This window comes from Shinella sp. HZN7, from assembly GCF_001652565.1.
Taxonomy (GTDB): domain Bacteria; phylum Pseudomonadota; class Alphaproteobacteria; order Rhizobiales; family Rhizobiaceae; genus Shinella; species Shinella granuli.
Genome location: NZ_CP015736.1, coordinates 3,345,986 through 3,361,190 on the forward strand (window position 1 = coordinate 3,345,986; position 15,205 = coordinate 3,361,190).

At 65.1% G+C, this 15,205-nt stretch carries 15 protein-coding genes; 11 read left to right on the forward strand and 4 right to left on the reverse strand.

Translation table 11 applies throughout. The features are described from left to right. Position 1 precedes the first annotated feature (1 nt). From shn_RS16115 to shn_RS16130, 4 genes are read right to left on the reverse strand one after another with little or no spacing between them, the layout of a single operon-like run. On the reverse strand, positions 2 to 1,618 hold the full coding sequence (locus tag shn_RS16115) for an ABC transporter ATP-binding protein (protein WP_064331308.1): 1,617 nt from the start codon (positions 1,616 to 1,618) through the stop codon (positions 2 to 4). A gap of 1 nt (position 1,619) precedes the next feature. Then, on the reverse strand, positions 1,620 to 2,750 hold the full coding sequence (locus tag shn_RS16120; protein WP_064331309.1) for an ABC transporter permease: 1,131 nt from the start codon (positions 2,748 to 2,750) through the stop codon (positions 1,620 to 1,622). Next, entirely contained in the window at positions 2,743 to 3,666 is a 924-nt protein-coding gene (oppB, locus tag shn_RS16125; RefSeq protein WP_064331310.1) for an oligopeptide ABC transporter permease OppB, read from the reverse strand. The genes shn_RS16120 and oppB overlap by 8 nt, the downstream gene beginning before the upstream one ends. A gap of 60 nt (positions 3,667 to 3,726) precedes the next feature. Beyond that, on the reverse strand, positions 3,727 to 5,322 hold the full coding sequence (locus tag shn_RS16130) for a peptide ABC transporter substrate-binding protein (protein WP_064331311.1): 1,596 nt from the start codon (positions 5,320 to 5,322) through the stop codon (positions 3,727 to 3,729). A gap of 279 nt (positions 5,323 to 5,601) precedes the next feature. Here shn_RS16130 and shn_RS16135 point away from each other — a divergent pair, with 279 nt between their 5' ends. The 11 genes from shn_RS16135 (at position 5,602) to shn_RS16185 (ending at position 15,205) form a co-directional block, all read left to right on the forward strand. Beyond that, on the forward strand, positions 5,602 to 6,375 hold the full coding sequence (locus shn_RS16135) for an amino acid ABC transporter substrate-binding protein (protein WP_064331312.1): 774 nt from the start codon (positions 5,602 to 5,604) through the stop codon (positions 6,373 to 6,375). Positions 6,376 to 6,480: 105 nt separating this feature from the next. Then, positions 6,481 to 7,161: an amino acid ABC transporter permease gene (locus tag shn_RS16140; protein WP_064332649.1), complete on the forward strand. Its 681-nt coding sequence runs from the start codon at positions 6,481 to 6,483 to the stop codon at positions 7,159 to 7,161. Then, on the forward strand, positions 7,158 to 7,919 hold the full coding sequence (locus shn_RS16145) for an amino acid ABC transporter ATP-binding protein (protein ID WP_064331313.1): 762 nt from the start codon (positions 7,158 to 7,160) through the stop codon (positions 7,917 to 7,919). The genes shn_RS16140 and shn_RS16145 overlap by 4 nt, the downstream gene beginning before the upstream one ends. A gap of 135 nt (positions 7,920 to 8,054) precedes the next feature. Next, the gene (locus shn_RS16150; RefSeq protein WP_064331314.1) at positions 8,055 to 8,498 is read left to right on the forward strand and encodes a helix-turn-helix domain-containing protein; all 444 of its coding nucleotides are present in this window, start codon (positions 8,055 to 8,057) and stop codon (positions 8,496 to 8,498) included. Between the two features lie 6 nt (positions 8,499 to 8,504). Beyond that, on the forward strand, positions 8,505 to 10,319 hold the full coding sequence (locus shn_RS16155) for a hypothetical protein (RefSeq protein ID WP_064331315.1): 1,815 nt from the start codon (positions 8,505 to 8,507) through the stop codon (positions 10,317 to 10,319). Between the two features lie 30 nt (positions 10,320 to 10,349). Beyond that, on the forward strand, positions 10,350 to 10,610 hold the full coding sequence (locus tag shn_RS16160) for a hypothetical protein (protein ID WP_064331316.1): 261 nt from the start codon (positions 10,350 to 10,352) through the stop codon (positions 10,608 to 10,610). Positions 10,611 to 10,629: 19 nt separating this feature from the next. After that, positions 10,630 to 11,814, forward strand: coding sequence for a YcaO-like family protein (locus shn_RS16165; RefSeq protein ID WP_064331317.1), 1,185 nt, complete (start codon positions 10,630 to 10,632; stop codon positions 11,812 to 11,814). Continuing rightward, positions 11,811 to 12,524, forward strand: coding sequence for a TfuA-like protein (locus tag shn_RS16170; protein ID WP_064331318.1), 714 nt, complete (start codon positions 11,811 to 11,813; stop codon positions 12,522 to 12,524). Before shn_RS16165 ends, shn_RS16170 begins: the two co-directional genes overlap by 4 nt. Positions 12,525 to 12,643: 119 nt before the next feature. Next, positions 12,644 to 12,868, forward strand: a complete 225-nt coding sequence (locus tag shn_RS16175; RefSeq protein WP_064331319.1) for a hypothetical protein — start codon at positions 12,644 to 12,646, stop codon at positions 12,866 to 12,868. 218 nt (positions 12,869 to 13,086) lie between these two features. Continuing rightward, complete coding sequence (locus shn_RS16180) at positions 13,087 to 14,223, forward strand: ABC transporter substrate-binding protein (protein ID WP_064331320.1); 1,137 nt, start codon at positions 13,087 to 13,089, stop codon at positions 14,221 to 14,223. A gap of 61 nt (positions 14,224 to 14,284) precedes the next feature. Beyond that, positions 14,285 to 15,205: a branched-chain amino acid ABC transporter permease gene (locus shn_RS16185; RefSeq protein WP_064331321.1), complete on the forward strand. Its 921-nt coding sequence runs from the start codon at positions 14,285 to 14,287 to the stop codon at positions 15,203 to 15,205.

Sequence of the window (15,205 nt, forward strand, 5' to 3'; positions counted from 1 at the left end):
CTTACGGCCCGATATTATACGCGGCCCCGATGAGGGTCTTTGTATAATCCTCCCGCGGCGCGCTGAAAATGGCGTCCGTAGGCCCCTCTTCGACGATCTTGCCGTCCTTCATCACAATCACATAGTCGCTCATGGCGCGCACCACCGAGAGATCGTGGCTGATGAAGACATAGGAAAGGCCGTAGCGGGACTGGAGATCACGCAGGAGCTCGATTACCTGTCCCTGCACCGAACGGTCGAGCGCCGAGGTCGGCTCGTCGAGGATCACCGCCTGGGGTTTCAGGATCATCGCCCGCGCGATCGCGATGCGCTGGCGCTGGCCGCCGGAAAACTCGTGCGGATAGCGGTTGCGCGCCGCCGGATCGAGCCCGACCTCCTTCAGCGCCGCGATCGCCCGCTTGTCGCGGTCGGCCCGCGAAAGCTGCGGCTCGTGCACGTAGAGCCCCTCGGTGATGATCTCGCCGACCGTCTGGCGCGGCGAGAGCGAGCCATAGGGATCCTGGAAGACCAGTTGCATGCTGCGCCGGAGCGGCCGCATGCCCGTTCGGTCGAGACCGGAAGTATCCGTCTTGCCGAAGCGGTAGGCGCCCTTGCTGGAGATAAGGCGCAGGAGCGCCCGTCCCAGCGTCGACTTGCCCGAACCGGATTCGCCCACCACGCCGATCGTCTGGCCTTCGCGCAGGCTGATGCTGACATTGTCGACGGCGCGGAACGTATTGGCGCGCTTCTTCAGGAAGCCGCCGTCGATCTTGTAGTCGACGACGACATTGCGGCCTTCCAGGATGATCGGCGCGTCATCCGACGGCGCGGCCTTGCGGCCATGCGGCTCGGCCTCGATCAGCATGCGCGTATAGTCGGCCTGCGGATTGTCGAAGATGTCGGTCGTACCGCCCTGCTCGACGATCTCGCCGCGCCGCATGACCACGACCCGTTCGGCGAAATGCCGGACGATGCCGAGATCGTGCGTGATGAGCACGATCGCCATGTCGAAACGCTTCTGCAGGTCGCGCAGGAGCTTGAGGATCTGCGCCTGGATGGTCACATCGAGCGCCGTCGTCGGTTCGTCGGCGATCAGGATGTCCGGCTCGTTGGCGAGCGCCATGGCGATCATCACGCGCTGGCGCTGGCCGCCGGACATCTCATGCGGATAGCTGTCGATGCGGCGTTCCGGATCGGGGATGCCGACGAGCTTCAGGAGTTCCAGCACGCGCGGCCGGGCCTCCTTCCGCGTGCCACCGCGGTGATGCACGATCACCTCGGCGATCTGCTTGCCGATCGGGTAGAGCGGATCGAGCGAGGTCATCGGCTCCTGGAAGATCATGGTGATCTTCGCACCGCGGATCTCGTTCAGCCCCTTCGGCGGCAGGCCGACCATCTCCCGCCCGCGATACTTTGCCGAGCCCGAGACCCGGCCATTGGCGGCAAGCAGGCCCATGATGCCCATCATGGTCTGGCTCTTGCCGGAGCCGGATTCTCCCACCACCGCAAGCGTCTCGCCGGGGCGGACGTCGAGATTGATGCCCTTGACGGCGTTGACGTCCCCGTCCGGTGTCGTGAAGGACACCTTCAGGTCGCGCACGGCGAGGATCGGCTCCATGGTTTTCCGTGTCTCTGCCATATCAGCGATCCTTCGGGTCGAATGCGTCGCGCAGGCCGTCGCCGACGAAGTTCAGCGAGAAGAGCGTGACGACGAAGAAGATGGCGGGGAAGATGAGCAGCCAGGGCGCGGACTGGATGTTGTTGGCGCCTTCCGCGATCAGCGAGCCCCAGCTCGTCAGCGGCGCCTGGACGCCAAGGCCGAGGAAGGAGAGGAAGCTTTCGAGCAGGATCACCTTGGGCACGATGACCGTGACGAAGATGACGACCGGGCCGATCGTGTTGGGAATGACATGCCGGCGGATGATCTGCCAGTCCGTCAGGCCCAGAGCCTCCGCCGCACCGATGAATTCGCGGCGCTTCAGCGACAGCGTCTGGCCGCGCACGATGCGGGCCATGTCGAGCCACTCCACCGCACCGATGACGATGAAGATCAGGACGAAGCTGCGCCCGAAGAAGACGACGAGCACCACGACGAGGAAGACGAAGGGCAGCGAGTAGAGGATCTCGACGAAGCGCATCATCACGTTGTCGACGCGCCCGCCCATGTAGCCCGAGATCGCGCCGTAGACGACGCCGATGCCGAGCGAGACGAGGCTGGCGAGAAGTCCGACGGCAATCGAGATCTGCCCGCCGAGCATGACGCGCGCCATGAGGTCGCGCCCGTTGGTATCCGTGCCGAACAGGAAATATTCCCGGTCGACGACGCCCGAAAGCGTCAGCTTGCGGCCCTCGTCCTCGCTCGTGACGACCGCGGTCTTGTCGAACTCGTTGGCCCGGTCGAAATAGCGCGTCGTGCGCGGATCGATCGGGTCCTTCGCGGTGATGATGGCGGTGAAGCTCTCACCTTCGACGGTAAAGGACTGGAGCTCGACGCGAGCGCGGGTCGCAACGCCCTCCATCGCCTCCTCCAGCGTGTCCTCACCCGGCCGTGGCTCGAGGCTCGGCGGGATCGTCACATAGGAAGAGAAGACCTGATCGTAGCTGTGGCTGATGAAGAAGGGGCCGAAGAAGGAGAAGCAGGCGATCAGCACCAGCATCACGGAGCCGACCATGGCCGGGCGGTTGCGGCGGAAGCGCATGACGGCGAGCTGGAAGAGGCTGCGGCCCTTCACCTCGTTCTCGGGCATGGGGGAAACGACGGCGTCAGTCATGGCGAACCCTCGGATCGAGCAGGCCATAGAGAATGTCGACCAGCAGATTGAAGACGATGACGAAGATGGCGATCAGCACGACGGTGCCCATGACGAGCGTATAGTCGCGATTGATCGCCCCGAGCACGAAATAGCGCCCGACGCCGGGAATGGTGAAGATCGTCTCGACCACGGCGGAGCCGGTCAGGAGAGCGGCCGCGCAGGGCGCGAGATAGGAGACGATCGGCAGCATGGCGCCACGCATGGCGTGCACGACGACCACCGATTTTGCCGGCAGGCCATAGGCCCGCGCGGTGCGGATATGGTCGGTGCGCAGGGCCTCGATCATCGAGCCGCGGGTCAGCCGCGCGAAGACCGCAAGCTGCGGCAGGGCGAGCGCGATCATCGGCAGGATGAGGAAGCGCAGCGACCCGTCACCCCAGCCGCCGGCCGGCAGCCAGGCGAGCACGATGGCGAAGATCAGCGTCAAGACCGGACCAACGACGAAGTTCGGCACCGTGACGCCGATCGTCGCCACCGACATGACGGCGAAATCGAGCGCGCTGTTCTGGCGCAGCGCCGCGATCGTGCCGACGATGACGCCGCCGACGAGCGCGAGCAACAACGCATAGAAGCCGAGCTCGACCGAATAGGGCAGCCCCTTGCCGATCAGCTCGGCGACGGAATTGTCCTTGTAGATGTAGCTCGGCCCGAAATCGCCGGTGACGGCGTTGCCCATATAGGTGAGGTATTGTCGCCAGAGCGGCTGATCGAGCTGGTAGGCCCGCATCAGGTTTTCCATCGTGGCGGGCGGCAGAGGGCGTTCGAGGTTGAACGGACCGCCGGGCGCAAAGCGCATGAGAAAGAACGAAATGGTGACGACGATGAATAGCGTCGGCACGGCGCTTGCGAGGCGCCGCAGAACGAAGGCAAGCATGACCAGGTCTCCCCAGATACGAAAGTGCGCGGCCTCAGCAGGCCGCGCACTGACGTCGGATCATTCCGAAACGCTGAGGAAGCGGCTCAGGTGCTGGTTGGCGGCATTGTCATGCCAGCCCTGAACCTTGCTGGAGACGAGCCACAGGTCGGCCTGCGTCAGAAACGGCGCGATCGGCTGTTCCTTCATGAGGAGGGCTTCCGCCTCGTGCAGGACCTTGGCGCGTGCCGCCGGACCCTGCTCCTCATAGGACTGCTTCATGAGCGCGTCGTATTCCGCATTCTCGAACTTGCCGTAGTTGAAGGTCTTGTTGGTGCTGACGCTGAGCGCCAGGAAGTTCTCCGCATCCGCATAGTCGGCGACCCAGCCGGCCCGCGCCACGTTGAACGCGCCGCCTTCCTGCAGGTAGGCGTAGTGCGAGGAGACGTCGAGATTCACCATCGAGACGTCCGCGCCGAAGGTGTTCTTCCACATGTCGGCAACGGCCGTCGCCACGCGCTCGTGGTTCGGGTTGGTGTTGTAGCGGATCTCGATCTTCAGCGGCTTGCCGCCCTCGCCGTAGCCGGCTTCCTTCATCAGCTTGAGCGCCTCGTCCTCGCGGTCGAGCTGGGAGAGCGCGCCGAAATCGGCGGTCGCCGGCTCGTAGCCTTCCATGCCCGGGGGCACCATGGAGTAGGCCGGGAGCTGCGAGCCCGAGTAGATTTCCTTGGCCAGGAAGTCGCGGTCGACGGCCATGGAAAGTGCCCGGCGCACGCGAACGTCGCTATAGGGCTCCTGGCGGGTGTCGAAGGCGTAGTAGTAGGTCGCAAGCGTCGGCGAGACGTGGACCTGCTCGCCATAGCTCGCCTTCAGGCGCTCGATCTGGTCGGCGGAGAAGTTGTAGACGAGGTCCATTTCCTTCGCTTCGAAGCGGCGGACCGAAGCGGCCTGGTCGTCGATCGGGTAGAAGATGACCTTGTCGAGCTTGACGTTGGCGGCATCCCAGTAGTTCGGGTTCTTCTCGACGACGAGGTTGTCGTTCGGCACATGGCTGGCGAGCTTGAAGGCGCCGTTGGAGACCATCACGCCGGGCTTCACGAAATCCGCGCCGTTCTTCTCGACGCTGGCCTTGGAGACCGGCAGTGCCGTCTGGTGCGCGAGCAGTTCGAGGAAGAAGGGCGTCGGGCGCTCCAGCGTCACTTCCAGCGTCGTGGCATCGACCGCCTTGACGCCGAGCTGATCGAGGCCGGCCTCGCCCTTGTTGACCTTTTCCGCATTCTTGATCGGATAGAGGATGTTGGCGTAGCCGGCCGCGGTCTTCGGGTCCTCCACGCGGGTGAAGGAGAAGACGAAGTCCTCCGCCGTCACCGGGGAACCGTCCGACCATTTCGCGTCGCCGCGCAGCTTGAACGTGTAGACCGTGCCATCATCGGAGATGGTCCAGCTTTCCGCCGCACCGGGCACGATCTTGCCCGAGGCGTCATAGATGGTCAGGCCTTCGTAAAGGTCCTTGAGGATGAACTCCTCGATGTTGATGGAAGTGTGCGCCTGGTCGAGGGTCTGCGGTTCGCCCGCATTGCCGCGGTGAAGCACCGTTTCCGCCAATACAGGGCTGGCGCCCAGCAGGATTGCGCCTGCAAGAAGAGCCGCACGAAAGCCAACGAGTCTGTTTGCCATTTTGTTTTCCTTCCCCGGTTGTTATTTTGGGTGCGACATCAATTGTCCCTGTTTGCGAACTTGGCAAGCCCCTAAAAACACGAAATTCACAAAGATCGCAGCCCCCTCGGAAGGTCCGATTTTTCAAGCGAAATGCGCTCTTCTTCGCTGGAAGACAGCGAAAAATGAGAAAAATATTTGCATTTGCCGTTTTTATTCGCAGTTTTCTACCCATCGTTTTGCACCGATTTCTGCGATCTATCGCCCATCGAACACTTGAGCCAGAAACGGAGTTCCAAGATGAACTGGTTGAAGACCCTCGCCGCCGCCGCGGCACTCCAGGCCGCCATCCTCGCCCCGGCCCATGCAGGCGAGAACCTCGCAGCCGTGCAGGCCGCCGGCGCGCTGAAGATCGGCACCGAAGGCACCTATGCGCCCTTCACCTACCATGACACCGACGGCAAGCTGGTCGGCTTCGACGTCGAGATCGGCGAGGCCATCGCCGCAAAGCTCGGCGTCAAGGCGGAGTTCCTGGAAGGCAAGTGGGACGGCCTGATCGCCGGCCTCGACGCCAACCGCTACGACGCCGTGATCAACCAGGTCGGCATCACCGAGGCACGCAAGCAGAAATACGACTTCTCCGAGCCCTATATCGCTTCCAAGGCCGTGCTGATCGTGCGCGCCGACGACGACAGCATCAAGGGTTTCGCCGACCTCAAGGGCAAGAAGTCCGCCCAGTCGCTGACCTCCAATTTCGGCAAGATCGCTGAAGGCGCCGGCGCCGAACTCGTCGGCACGGACGGTTTCGACCAGTCGATCCAGCTCGTCCTGACCGGCCGCGCCGACGCGACGATCAACGACAGCCTGTCCTTCCTCGACTTCAAGAAGCACAAGCCCGATGCCAATGTGAAGATCGCCGCCGAACAGGAAAATGCCGACTATTCCGGCGTGATCATCCGCAAGGGCGAGCCGGAGCTTCTGGACGCGATCAACAAGGCGCTGGCCGAGATCAAGGCCGACGGCACCTACCAGGCGATCTCGGACAAGTATTTCGGCCAGGACGTCTCGAAGTAATTCCTGCCTTGGGACCGCTTCGCGGCGACCCCGTCCTCGACTATAGATAAAACCATGACCTGGCCGGGGATCACCCCGGCCAGCCGCATTTCCGGAGGTTTGCCCGTGCCGCCGTGGCTTCAACTGATGCTGGATTCGCTTGTCCCCCTGCTGTGGGCCGCGCTCGTCTTCACCATTCCGCTCACCTTGCTCTCCTTCCTGCTCGGGCTGACGCTCGGCCTCGTCACGGCCATCGCGCGGCTGTTCGGGCCGCGCCCGCTCGTCGCCGTCGCCCGCTTCTATGTCTGGGTGATTCGCGGCACGCCGCTGCTGGTGCAGCTCTTCGTCATCTTCTACGGCCTGCCGAGCATCGGCATCCTGCTCGACGCCTTCCCGGCCGCGCTCATCGGCTTCACGCTGAATGTCGGGGCCTACAGCTCCGAGATCATCCGCGCCGTCATCGCCTCCGTGCCGCGCGGCCAGTGGGAGGCGGCCTATTCGATCGGCATGAGCTGGACGCAGGCCATGCGCCGCACCATCCTGCCGCAGGCGACCCGCGTCGCCGTGCCGCCGCTGTCCAACACCTTCATCTCGCTGGTGAAGGACACCTCGCTTGCCGCCGCCATCACCGTGCCGGAACTCTTCCAGACGGCGCAGCGCATCGTCGCCACGACCTACGAGCCGCTGATCCTCTATATCGAGGCTGCGCTGATCTATCTCGCGCTCAGTTCCGTTCTGTCGGCCCTGCAGGTCCGGCTGGAAAGGCGCTTCGCCCGCTATGGCGGCTTCCTGGAGGCCCGCACATGATCGAACTCAGCCATATCGAAAAACGCTTCGGCGACAATCACGTGCTGCGCGACATCAGCCTTGCCCTGCCGGAGGGCACGGTGACGGCACTGGTCGGCCCCTCGGGCGGGGGCAAGAGCACGCTGCTGCGTTGCATCAACCTGCTCGAAACGCCGACCTCGGGCTCCATCAAGCTCGGCAGCGAGACGATCGACTTCGCGCCCGGCCGCAAGGTCGGCTGGGATGCCGTGCAGAAGCTGCGCCGCCAGACCGGCATGGTCTTCCAGAACTTCCAGCTCTTCCCGCACCAGACCGCCATCGCCAACGTGATGGAAGGCCTCGTCACGGTCCTGAAATGGCCCGCGGAGAAGGCGCGCGCCCGCGCGATGGAACTGCTCGAAAAGGTCGGCATGGCGCACAAGGCCGATGCCTGGCCGGCGACGCTGTCGGGCGGCCAGCAGCAGCGCGTCGCCATCGCCCGCGCGCTCGCCCCCTCGCCGCGCGTCCTGCTCTGCGACGAGCCGACCTCCGCACTCGATCCCGAGCTTGCCGAGGAGGTGGTCGAGGTGCTGAGCCGGCTTGCCCGCGAAGGCACGACCATGGTCATGGCGACGCATGACCTGCGCCTTGCCTCGCGCGTTGCCGACACGGTCGTCTTCCTCGATGGCGGCGTCATCGTCGAGCAGGGGCCGCCGCGCGCCCTCTTCTCCACGCCGGAGCGCGAACGCACGAAAAAATTCATCGCCTCCCTCAGCGCGCCGCAAAGCTACGATATCTGAGGTGCACGCCACCTCACGTTACGGTAGCAAGGAATTCCGGTTCGCCGCAGTTGCATCAAACAGGCGATTCAAGCACAGTGACGGGATACGCGTATCTTGCCATGCCCCGGCATGTCTTACAGGGGAGAAAGCCTCATGACCAAGAAAACACCAAATCCGATCGACGTCTTCGTCGGTTCCCGCGTCCGCCTGCGCCGGCTGATGGTGGGCATGAGTCAGGAAGCGCTCGCCGACCGGCTCGGAGTCACCTTCCAGCAGGTGCAGAAGTACGAAAAGGGCACGAACCGCATCAGCGCCAGCCGCCTCCAGGCGATTTCCGACGTGTTCCGCGTTCCGCCGAGCTTCTTCTTCCAGGACGAAGACAGCGCCGCGCCGACCGCCGGTGTGGCGCACGAGACGGGCGACGTCTCCACCTTCGTTTCTTCCAAGGAGGGCCTCGACCTCAACCGCGCCTTCCTGAAGATCGAGGATGCGGGCGTGCGCAAATCGATCATCGCGCTGGCAACCGCGCTTTCCAAGGCAAGCGCGGCCGCCGAAGCGGGTGAACGCGCAGACACCGCACCGGAACTGCGGATCTGACCGCACATGTCTGCACGGCTGCAGACGCTCGGCCATCTGCGGCTGCTCGACGAGGGCGGCAGGGATATCGCCTTTCCCGAAAAGGCGCTCCTGATCCTCTGCTACCTCCTGACACGCGGCATGAGCGACATGCCGCGGGCGGATGCGGCAAGCCTCTTCTGGGACGATGCCAACAGCGCCGCCGCCTTCGCCAACCTGCGGCAGACCGTTTCGCGGACCCAGAAGCGCCAGCGGGAGCTGGACCGGACCTACCTCACCTTCACGGACACCACGATCGCGCTCGGGCAGGACGCCATCGAAAGCGATATCGACGCGGTGCGTGACGGCGCGGGCCTTTCCGTGCTCGCGGCCACCCTGACCGACGACTTCCTCAAACATGTGAAGCCCGGCAACCGCGCGTTTTCGAGCTGGATCGCGCTGCAACGGGCGGCACACATGGCCCTCCTGCGCAGCGCGCTGCTCGGGAACGGTGCGCAGCGGGCCGACGGCACGCGGCAGGCCCGCGCCGCGGTCGCCCTGCGCCTGCTGGAGAGCAACCCGGACGACGAGGAGGTGCGCGCCGTGCTGACGGGCCGGTCGGCGACGTCCGCCAGCAGCCTCATGCTCTTCCAGCCGCCCGCCCGCGTCCTGACGCCGCAGGAGGCGGACATCACCCTCCCCCGGCAGAACCCGCCGCGCGTGGTGCTGCTGCCGCCGGTCACAACGCTGGCCGCCCGCGCCGCCGCCCGCTTCAGCGAAGCGCTGATCGAGGACGTGACGATCGGGCTCTGCGCGCTTCGCTCCATTTCGATCATCGCCCCGCACACCGCCGCGCAGATCTCGCTCCAGGCCGACAGGGCCGCCACCTATGAGCGGCACAAGATCAGCTACATCCTGGAAACGCGGCTGCGCGACGAGGGCGACCATCACACGCTCTTCGCCCAGCTCATCTTCTTCGGCAGCGACGAGGTGATCTGGGCCGAACGTTTTCCGCTCTCCGCCGAAGGTCTCGCCCGCTCGCGGCAGATGATCGCCCACCAGATCTCCGGGGCGATCGCCACCGAGATCGAGCGCAACGAGCTGGTGCGCGGCGACTACGAGCGCGATGCCGACGCCTATCGCAGCTTCCTCGTCGGCCAGAGCCAACTGAAGAACCTCGACCTGCGCGACATCCGTCGCGCCCGCAAGAGCTTTCGCGAGGCCCTGCAGGCCAACGGCGCCTTCGCCCCGGCGATCGGCGGCCTTGCCCGCAGCTACTTCCTCGAATGGCTGGTGACGGCGCGCGGCGACGAGGACCTGCTGCGCCAGGCCGAGCGCCACGCGGAGGAAACCATCCGCGCCGACGAACGCCTGCCCTCCGGCTACCGCGAACTCGGCGTCGTCAAGCTCTATGCCCGCCAGTTCGACGAGAGCGCCGCCTATCTCGACCGCGCCGAGGCGCTCAGCCCGCATTACGCCAATGTCATCGCAAGCTATGCCGACACGCTGGTGCAGGCCTCGCGGCCGGATGTCGGCCTCAAGAAGATCGAGCACGCGATCGAGCTCAACCCCCTGCCGCCGGACGAATATTTCTGGACCGCCGCCGGCGCCAGCTATTCGCTCGGCCTTTACCAGCAGGCGCTCGACTATATCGCCCGCATGAAGGACCGCACCCCTGCCGACCGTCTCGCCGCGGCAAGCTGGAGCATGCTCGGCGACATGAAGAAGGCACGGCAGTTCATCCGCCGCACCTATGACATCCACCCGAATTTCGATCTCGACTCCTGGATGGCGATCGTGCCCTTCAAGGAAGAGTGGCAGCGCAGGCATTATTACGACGGATTGAAGAAAGCCGGCTTCTAACGTCCGGCACAACAAGGAGAGGAAGTGGGCATGGCAAGACTCGTTGTTCTCGGCATTCAGGGAGACGATGGCCTCTGGGTCGCCGACCTCGATGCCGGCACTGTGACACAGATCGGCGCGCCGACGACCGGGGCGCTGAAGGCAGCCGACGACCTGCGCAAGGCCGGCGCATCGGTGATCAAGGGGGTCAACCTCGCCGCGCTCGCAACCTCGGCAGACGCCGTCTCCGGCGGCTTCATGGATGCGTCCGGCGGTTTCATGGACCCCTCCGGCGGCTTCATGGACAAGTAAGCCCTGGCCGGCTCATACCGTGACCGCCTATTCGGACCGCGTCTGCAGTCCCGATGAGACCTGGAGCCGGATCGAGGCCCTGCTACCTCGGTTCGGCATCACGCGTCTGTCCCGCCTGACGGGGCTCGACCGCGTCGGCATTCCGGTCTGGAACGCCGTCAGCCCCAATGCCCGCTCGATCGTCATCAACCAGGGCAAGGGCATCACCGATATCGACGCGAAGGTCTCCGCCGCCATGGAAGCGCTGGAGCGGTCGGTTGCCGGCGAGCCGCTCGTGCCGGTGCGGCAAGCCACGCGGCGCGATTTCGCGGCGGCCGGCGAAGCCTGCCTGCCGCTCGACATCTTCGTCGCCAGCGGCCAGGCCTTCCTTGCCGAAGACGAACGTCTCGACTGGCTCCCCGGCCGCGACATCGCGACGGGCGAGACCATCTGGGTTCCGCGCGAAGCCGTCTGCCTCGACAGGACCGATACGGCACCGCGCTTCTGGCAATCCTCCGACGGCCTTGCCTCCGGCAATTCGGAGAGCGAGGCGATCCTGCATGGCCTCCTGGAGCGTATCGAGCGCGACGCCGACCGCCTGTGGCGCCTGCTGCCACGCGAAAAGCGCCTGGCAACGGCAATCGATCCCGCCGGCATCGCCGATCCCCTCGTCGACACCCTTACGGGCCGTTTTCGCGCAGCCGGGCTGGATCTGCGCCTCTTCGACATCACCAGCGACCTTGCCATCCCGACCTATGCCGCCGTGCTCGGCGATGCCGGCCTTACCGCAAGGAAACGGCCGCTCTTCCACGATGCAACCATCGGCTACGGCACCCACCCCGTCGCCGCGCGCGCCGTCATCCGCGCGCTTACCGAAGTCGCGCAATCACGCCTCACCTATATCAGCGGTGCGCGCGACGATCTCTTCGCCGAAACCTTCACCCGGCCGCTGCCGCCGGAAACCCTCGCCCTTTTCGAGGCCTGGCCGGGCGCGGCGAAATCCTATCCCGCCCCCGGCGGCGATGCCGCGGCGCTGCTTGCCCATTGCATGGAAAGGCTCACCGCATCGGGCATCACGCCCATCATCGCCGTTCCGCTCGGGGATACGGCACTGCCCGTCTCCGTCGTCAAGATGATCGTGCCGGCGCTGGAAAACCCGGAAGGCGCGCGCCGCCATGCCGTCGGCCCCCGCGCCCTCTCCCGCATGCTGTTCGGAACCCCATGAAGATCCTTTTTACCGGCCCCAGCCTGCCCGATGCCGCCGCCCTCTGCGGCGACACGATCGCCGTCCGGCCGCCGGCGGCCCATGGCGACGTGCTGGCCGCCGTGCGCGCAGGCGCCACCGCCATCGGCATCATCGACGGCAATTTCGAGCATGTGGCGCCCGTCTGGCACAAGGAAATCCTCTATGCGCTGGACCAGGGCACCGCCGTCTTCGGCGCGGCCAGCATGGGAGCACTGCGCGCCGCCGAATGCGACACGTTCGGCATGGTCGGCATCGGCCGCATCTACGAGGACTATGCCAGCGGGCGTCGCATGGACGATGCCGACGTCGCCCTGCTGCATGGTCCCGCCGAACTCGGCTACCCCGCTCTTTCGCTTCCGCTCGTCAATGCCGACGCGACGCTCGACCAGTTGGAGAGGGAAGAAGCCATTGAAAAGTATGATATACTAAAGCTTCGTTCCGCCGCAGCGGGCCTCTTCTACAAGGAGCGGACCTGGCTCACGATCGTCGAACGGGCCGAAACGGCCGCGGACCGCGCGGTGCTTCTGCAACTTCTCCTCGCAGCAACGGTCGACCAGAAGCGCGCTGACGCCCTCGCCCTCGTGCACGCCCTTGCCGGTTTCGATGCAAAAACCCCCGCGAAACGGGGAAACTGGACATTCCGGGCGACATCACTCTGGCGCGCGGTCGCCAATCAACCCGTAGCCTGAAAAAACGAGCGGTTTCCCATTCCGCGTGTGTCACGCTCAAGTCACGCGCGCTGGCGCGGAGTCACGCCTATACTTCGCACCAAGGGCTAAGAACGAGCGTTTCTCGAGGGGCGTAGGACATGAAAATCGAAACCATGGAAACGGAAGACAGGGGCGCGGAATTGATGGCGCTGGCACGGCTTGTGGCCTTCGCACTGGAATCCGCCAGGTCGCTGGACGCAGAGGTTGCCGAATTCTGCCTGGACAAGGCGCTTCATGCGGTGCTGGAGCAGATCGACGAACCGTCGCGCATGGCGCTGACGTCGAGCGACATCATGCTGATGAACCGGTCGGCGCTCTGCTGACCGGATGGATGGGCCGGCTTGCCGGCCGGGGGATAGCCGCCGTTCTCCTCCGCGGCGCGGATCGTGCGGACGGCCCGAACCTGCGGGCCGCCGCCGATCTTCCTAAAATTCTCCGATTGCGAAACGAAAACACACGGTTGCGCTGATCGCGGAACTCTGAAAGGTTCTCTTCTCGAAAAACGCCCCGAAAACGGGCCGACGGACAGAGGGAGAACAGCATGCGGAAGTTTCTGGCGGGCGGCGTGGCCGCTCTCGCGCTCATGACGGCGGGCATCGCCCAGGCGGAACCGGTGAAGATCGGCGTGATCACGACGCTGTCGGGCGGCGGTGCTGGCCTCGGCGTCGACATGCGCGACGCCTTCCAGCTGGCGATCAAGCAGTCCGGCAACAGCGAGATCGAGCTCGTCGTGGAAGACGACGCGCAGAAGCCGGAACTTGCCGTGCAGATCGCCGAGAAGATGATCCAGAGCGACAAGGTCGACCTGATGACGGGCATCATCTGGTCGAACCTCGCCATGGCCGTGGTGCCGAACGCCGTGGCACAGGACGTCATCTATCTCTCGCCCAATGCCGGTCCCTCGGCGCTTGCAGGCGCGAACTGCCATCCGAATTATTTCAACGTCGCCTACCAGAACGACAACTTCCACGAGGCGATGGGCGAATACGACAACAAGGACTACAAGAAGACCTTCATCCTCGCCCCGAACTATCCGGCCGGCAAGGACGCGCTGACCGGCTTCAAGCGCTACTACAAGGGTGAGCTCGCCGGCGAGGTCTATACCCAGGTCGGCCAGACGGATTATGCCGCCGAGATCGCGGAGATCCGCGCGTCCGGCGCCGATTCCGTCTATTTCTTCCTGCCCGGCGGCATGGGCATCGCCTTCATGAAGCAATATGCCCAGTCGGGCGTCGCCATCCCCGTCACCGGCCCCGGCTTCTCCTTCAGCCAGGACGTGCTGCCGGCGATCGGCGATGCCGCGCTGGGCGTCAAGAATTCCGGCACCTGGGCGAAGGACCTCGACAACCCCGCCAACAAGGCCTTCGTCGAGGCCTTCCAGAAGGAATACAATCGCCTGCCGTCGATCTATGCCGCGCAGAGCTGGGACACCGCCAACCTCATCCTCTCGGCCATCGGCAAGGCCAGCGTGAAGGACAAGGACGCCTTCCGCGCCGCGCTGAAGGACGCCGATTTCGCTTCCGTGCGCGGAAAATTCAAGTTCAACACGAACAACCATCCGATCCAGGACATCTACGTGACCGAGGTCGTGAAGGAAGGCGACGTCCTGACAAACAAGATCATCGCCACCGCCTTCACCGATCACGGCGACGCCTACGCCGACAAGTGCTCGATGTAATCCGCGACCGGACATCCGCCCCCGGGCGGATGTCCGCGCATGACCTTCCGGACCGGCCATCTTGTCCCTCGCCCTCCTGATCGAACAGTTTCTGAACGGGCTCCAGCTCGGCGTCATGCTGTTCCTCATTGCCGCCGGCCTGACGCTGATCTTCGGCGTGATGGGGCTGATCAACCTCGCCCACGGCTCGCTCTACATGGTCGGCGCCTTCGCCTGCGCGGCGGTCGCGGCCGCGACCGGCTCCTTCTGGCTCGGCCTCGTCGCAAGCCTTGCCGCGGCGGCCGCCGCAGGGGCACTGATGGAGGTCGCCATCATCCGCAGGCTCTATGCCCGCGACCATCTCGACCAGGTGCTCGCCACCTTCGCGCTGATCCTCATCTTCTCCGAGGGCACGCGCTGGCTCTTCGGCTCCTTCCCGCTCTATCTCGATATTCCGCCCCTGCTGCAGGGTGCCGTGGCGCTGCCCGGCGGCGGACAATATCCGCTCTACCGCCTCGCCATCATCGGCGTCGGCGTTCTCGTCGCCATCGGCCTTTACCTTTTGATCGGCCGCACCCGCCTCGGCATGCGCATCCGCGCCGGCGAATCCGACCGCGAGATGATCGCCGCGCTCGGCATCGACATCCGCTCGCTCTACACCATCGTCTTCGCCTTCGGGGCGGCGCTCGCCGGCCTTGCCGGGGCGCTGGTCGGTGCGCTGCAATCGGTGCAGGTCGGCATGGGCGAGCCGGCGCTGATCCTCGCCTTCGTCGTCATCGTGATCGGCGGCATCGGCTCGATCAAGGGTGCGCTGATCGGCGCAATCCTCGTCGGCCTCGTCGATACGATGGGCCGTTTCCTGCTGCCCAAGGCGCTCGCGCTGATGATGCCGGCCACGCAGGCCGGTCCCGTCGGCGCCGCGCTCGCCTCCATGCTCATCTATATCGTGATGGCGCTGATCCTCGCCTTCCGGCCGAGCGGCCTCTTCTCGGCGAGGACATGA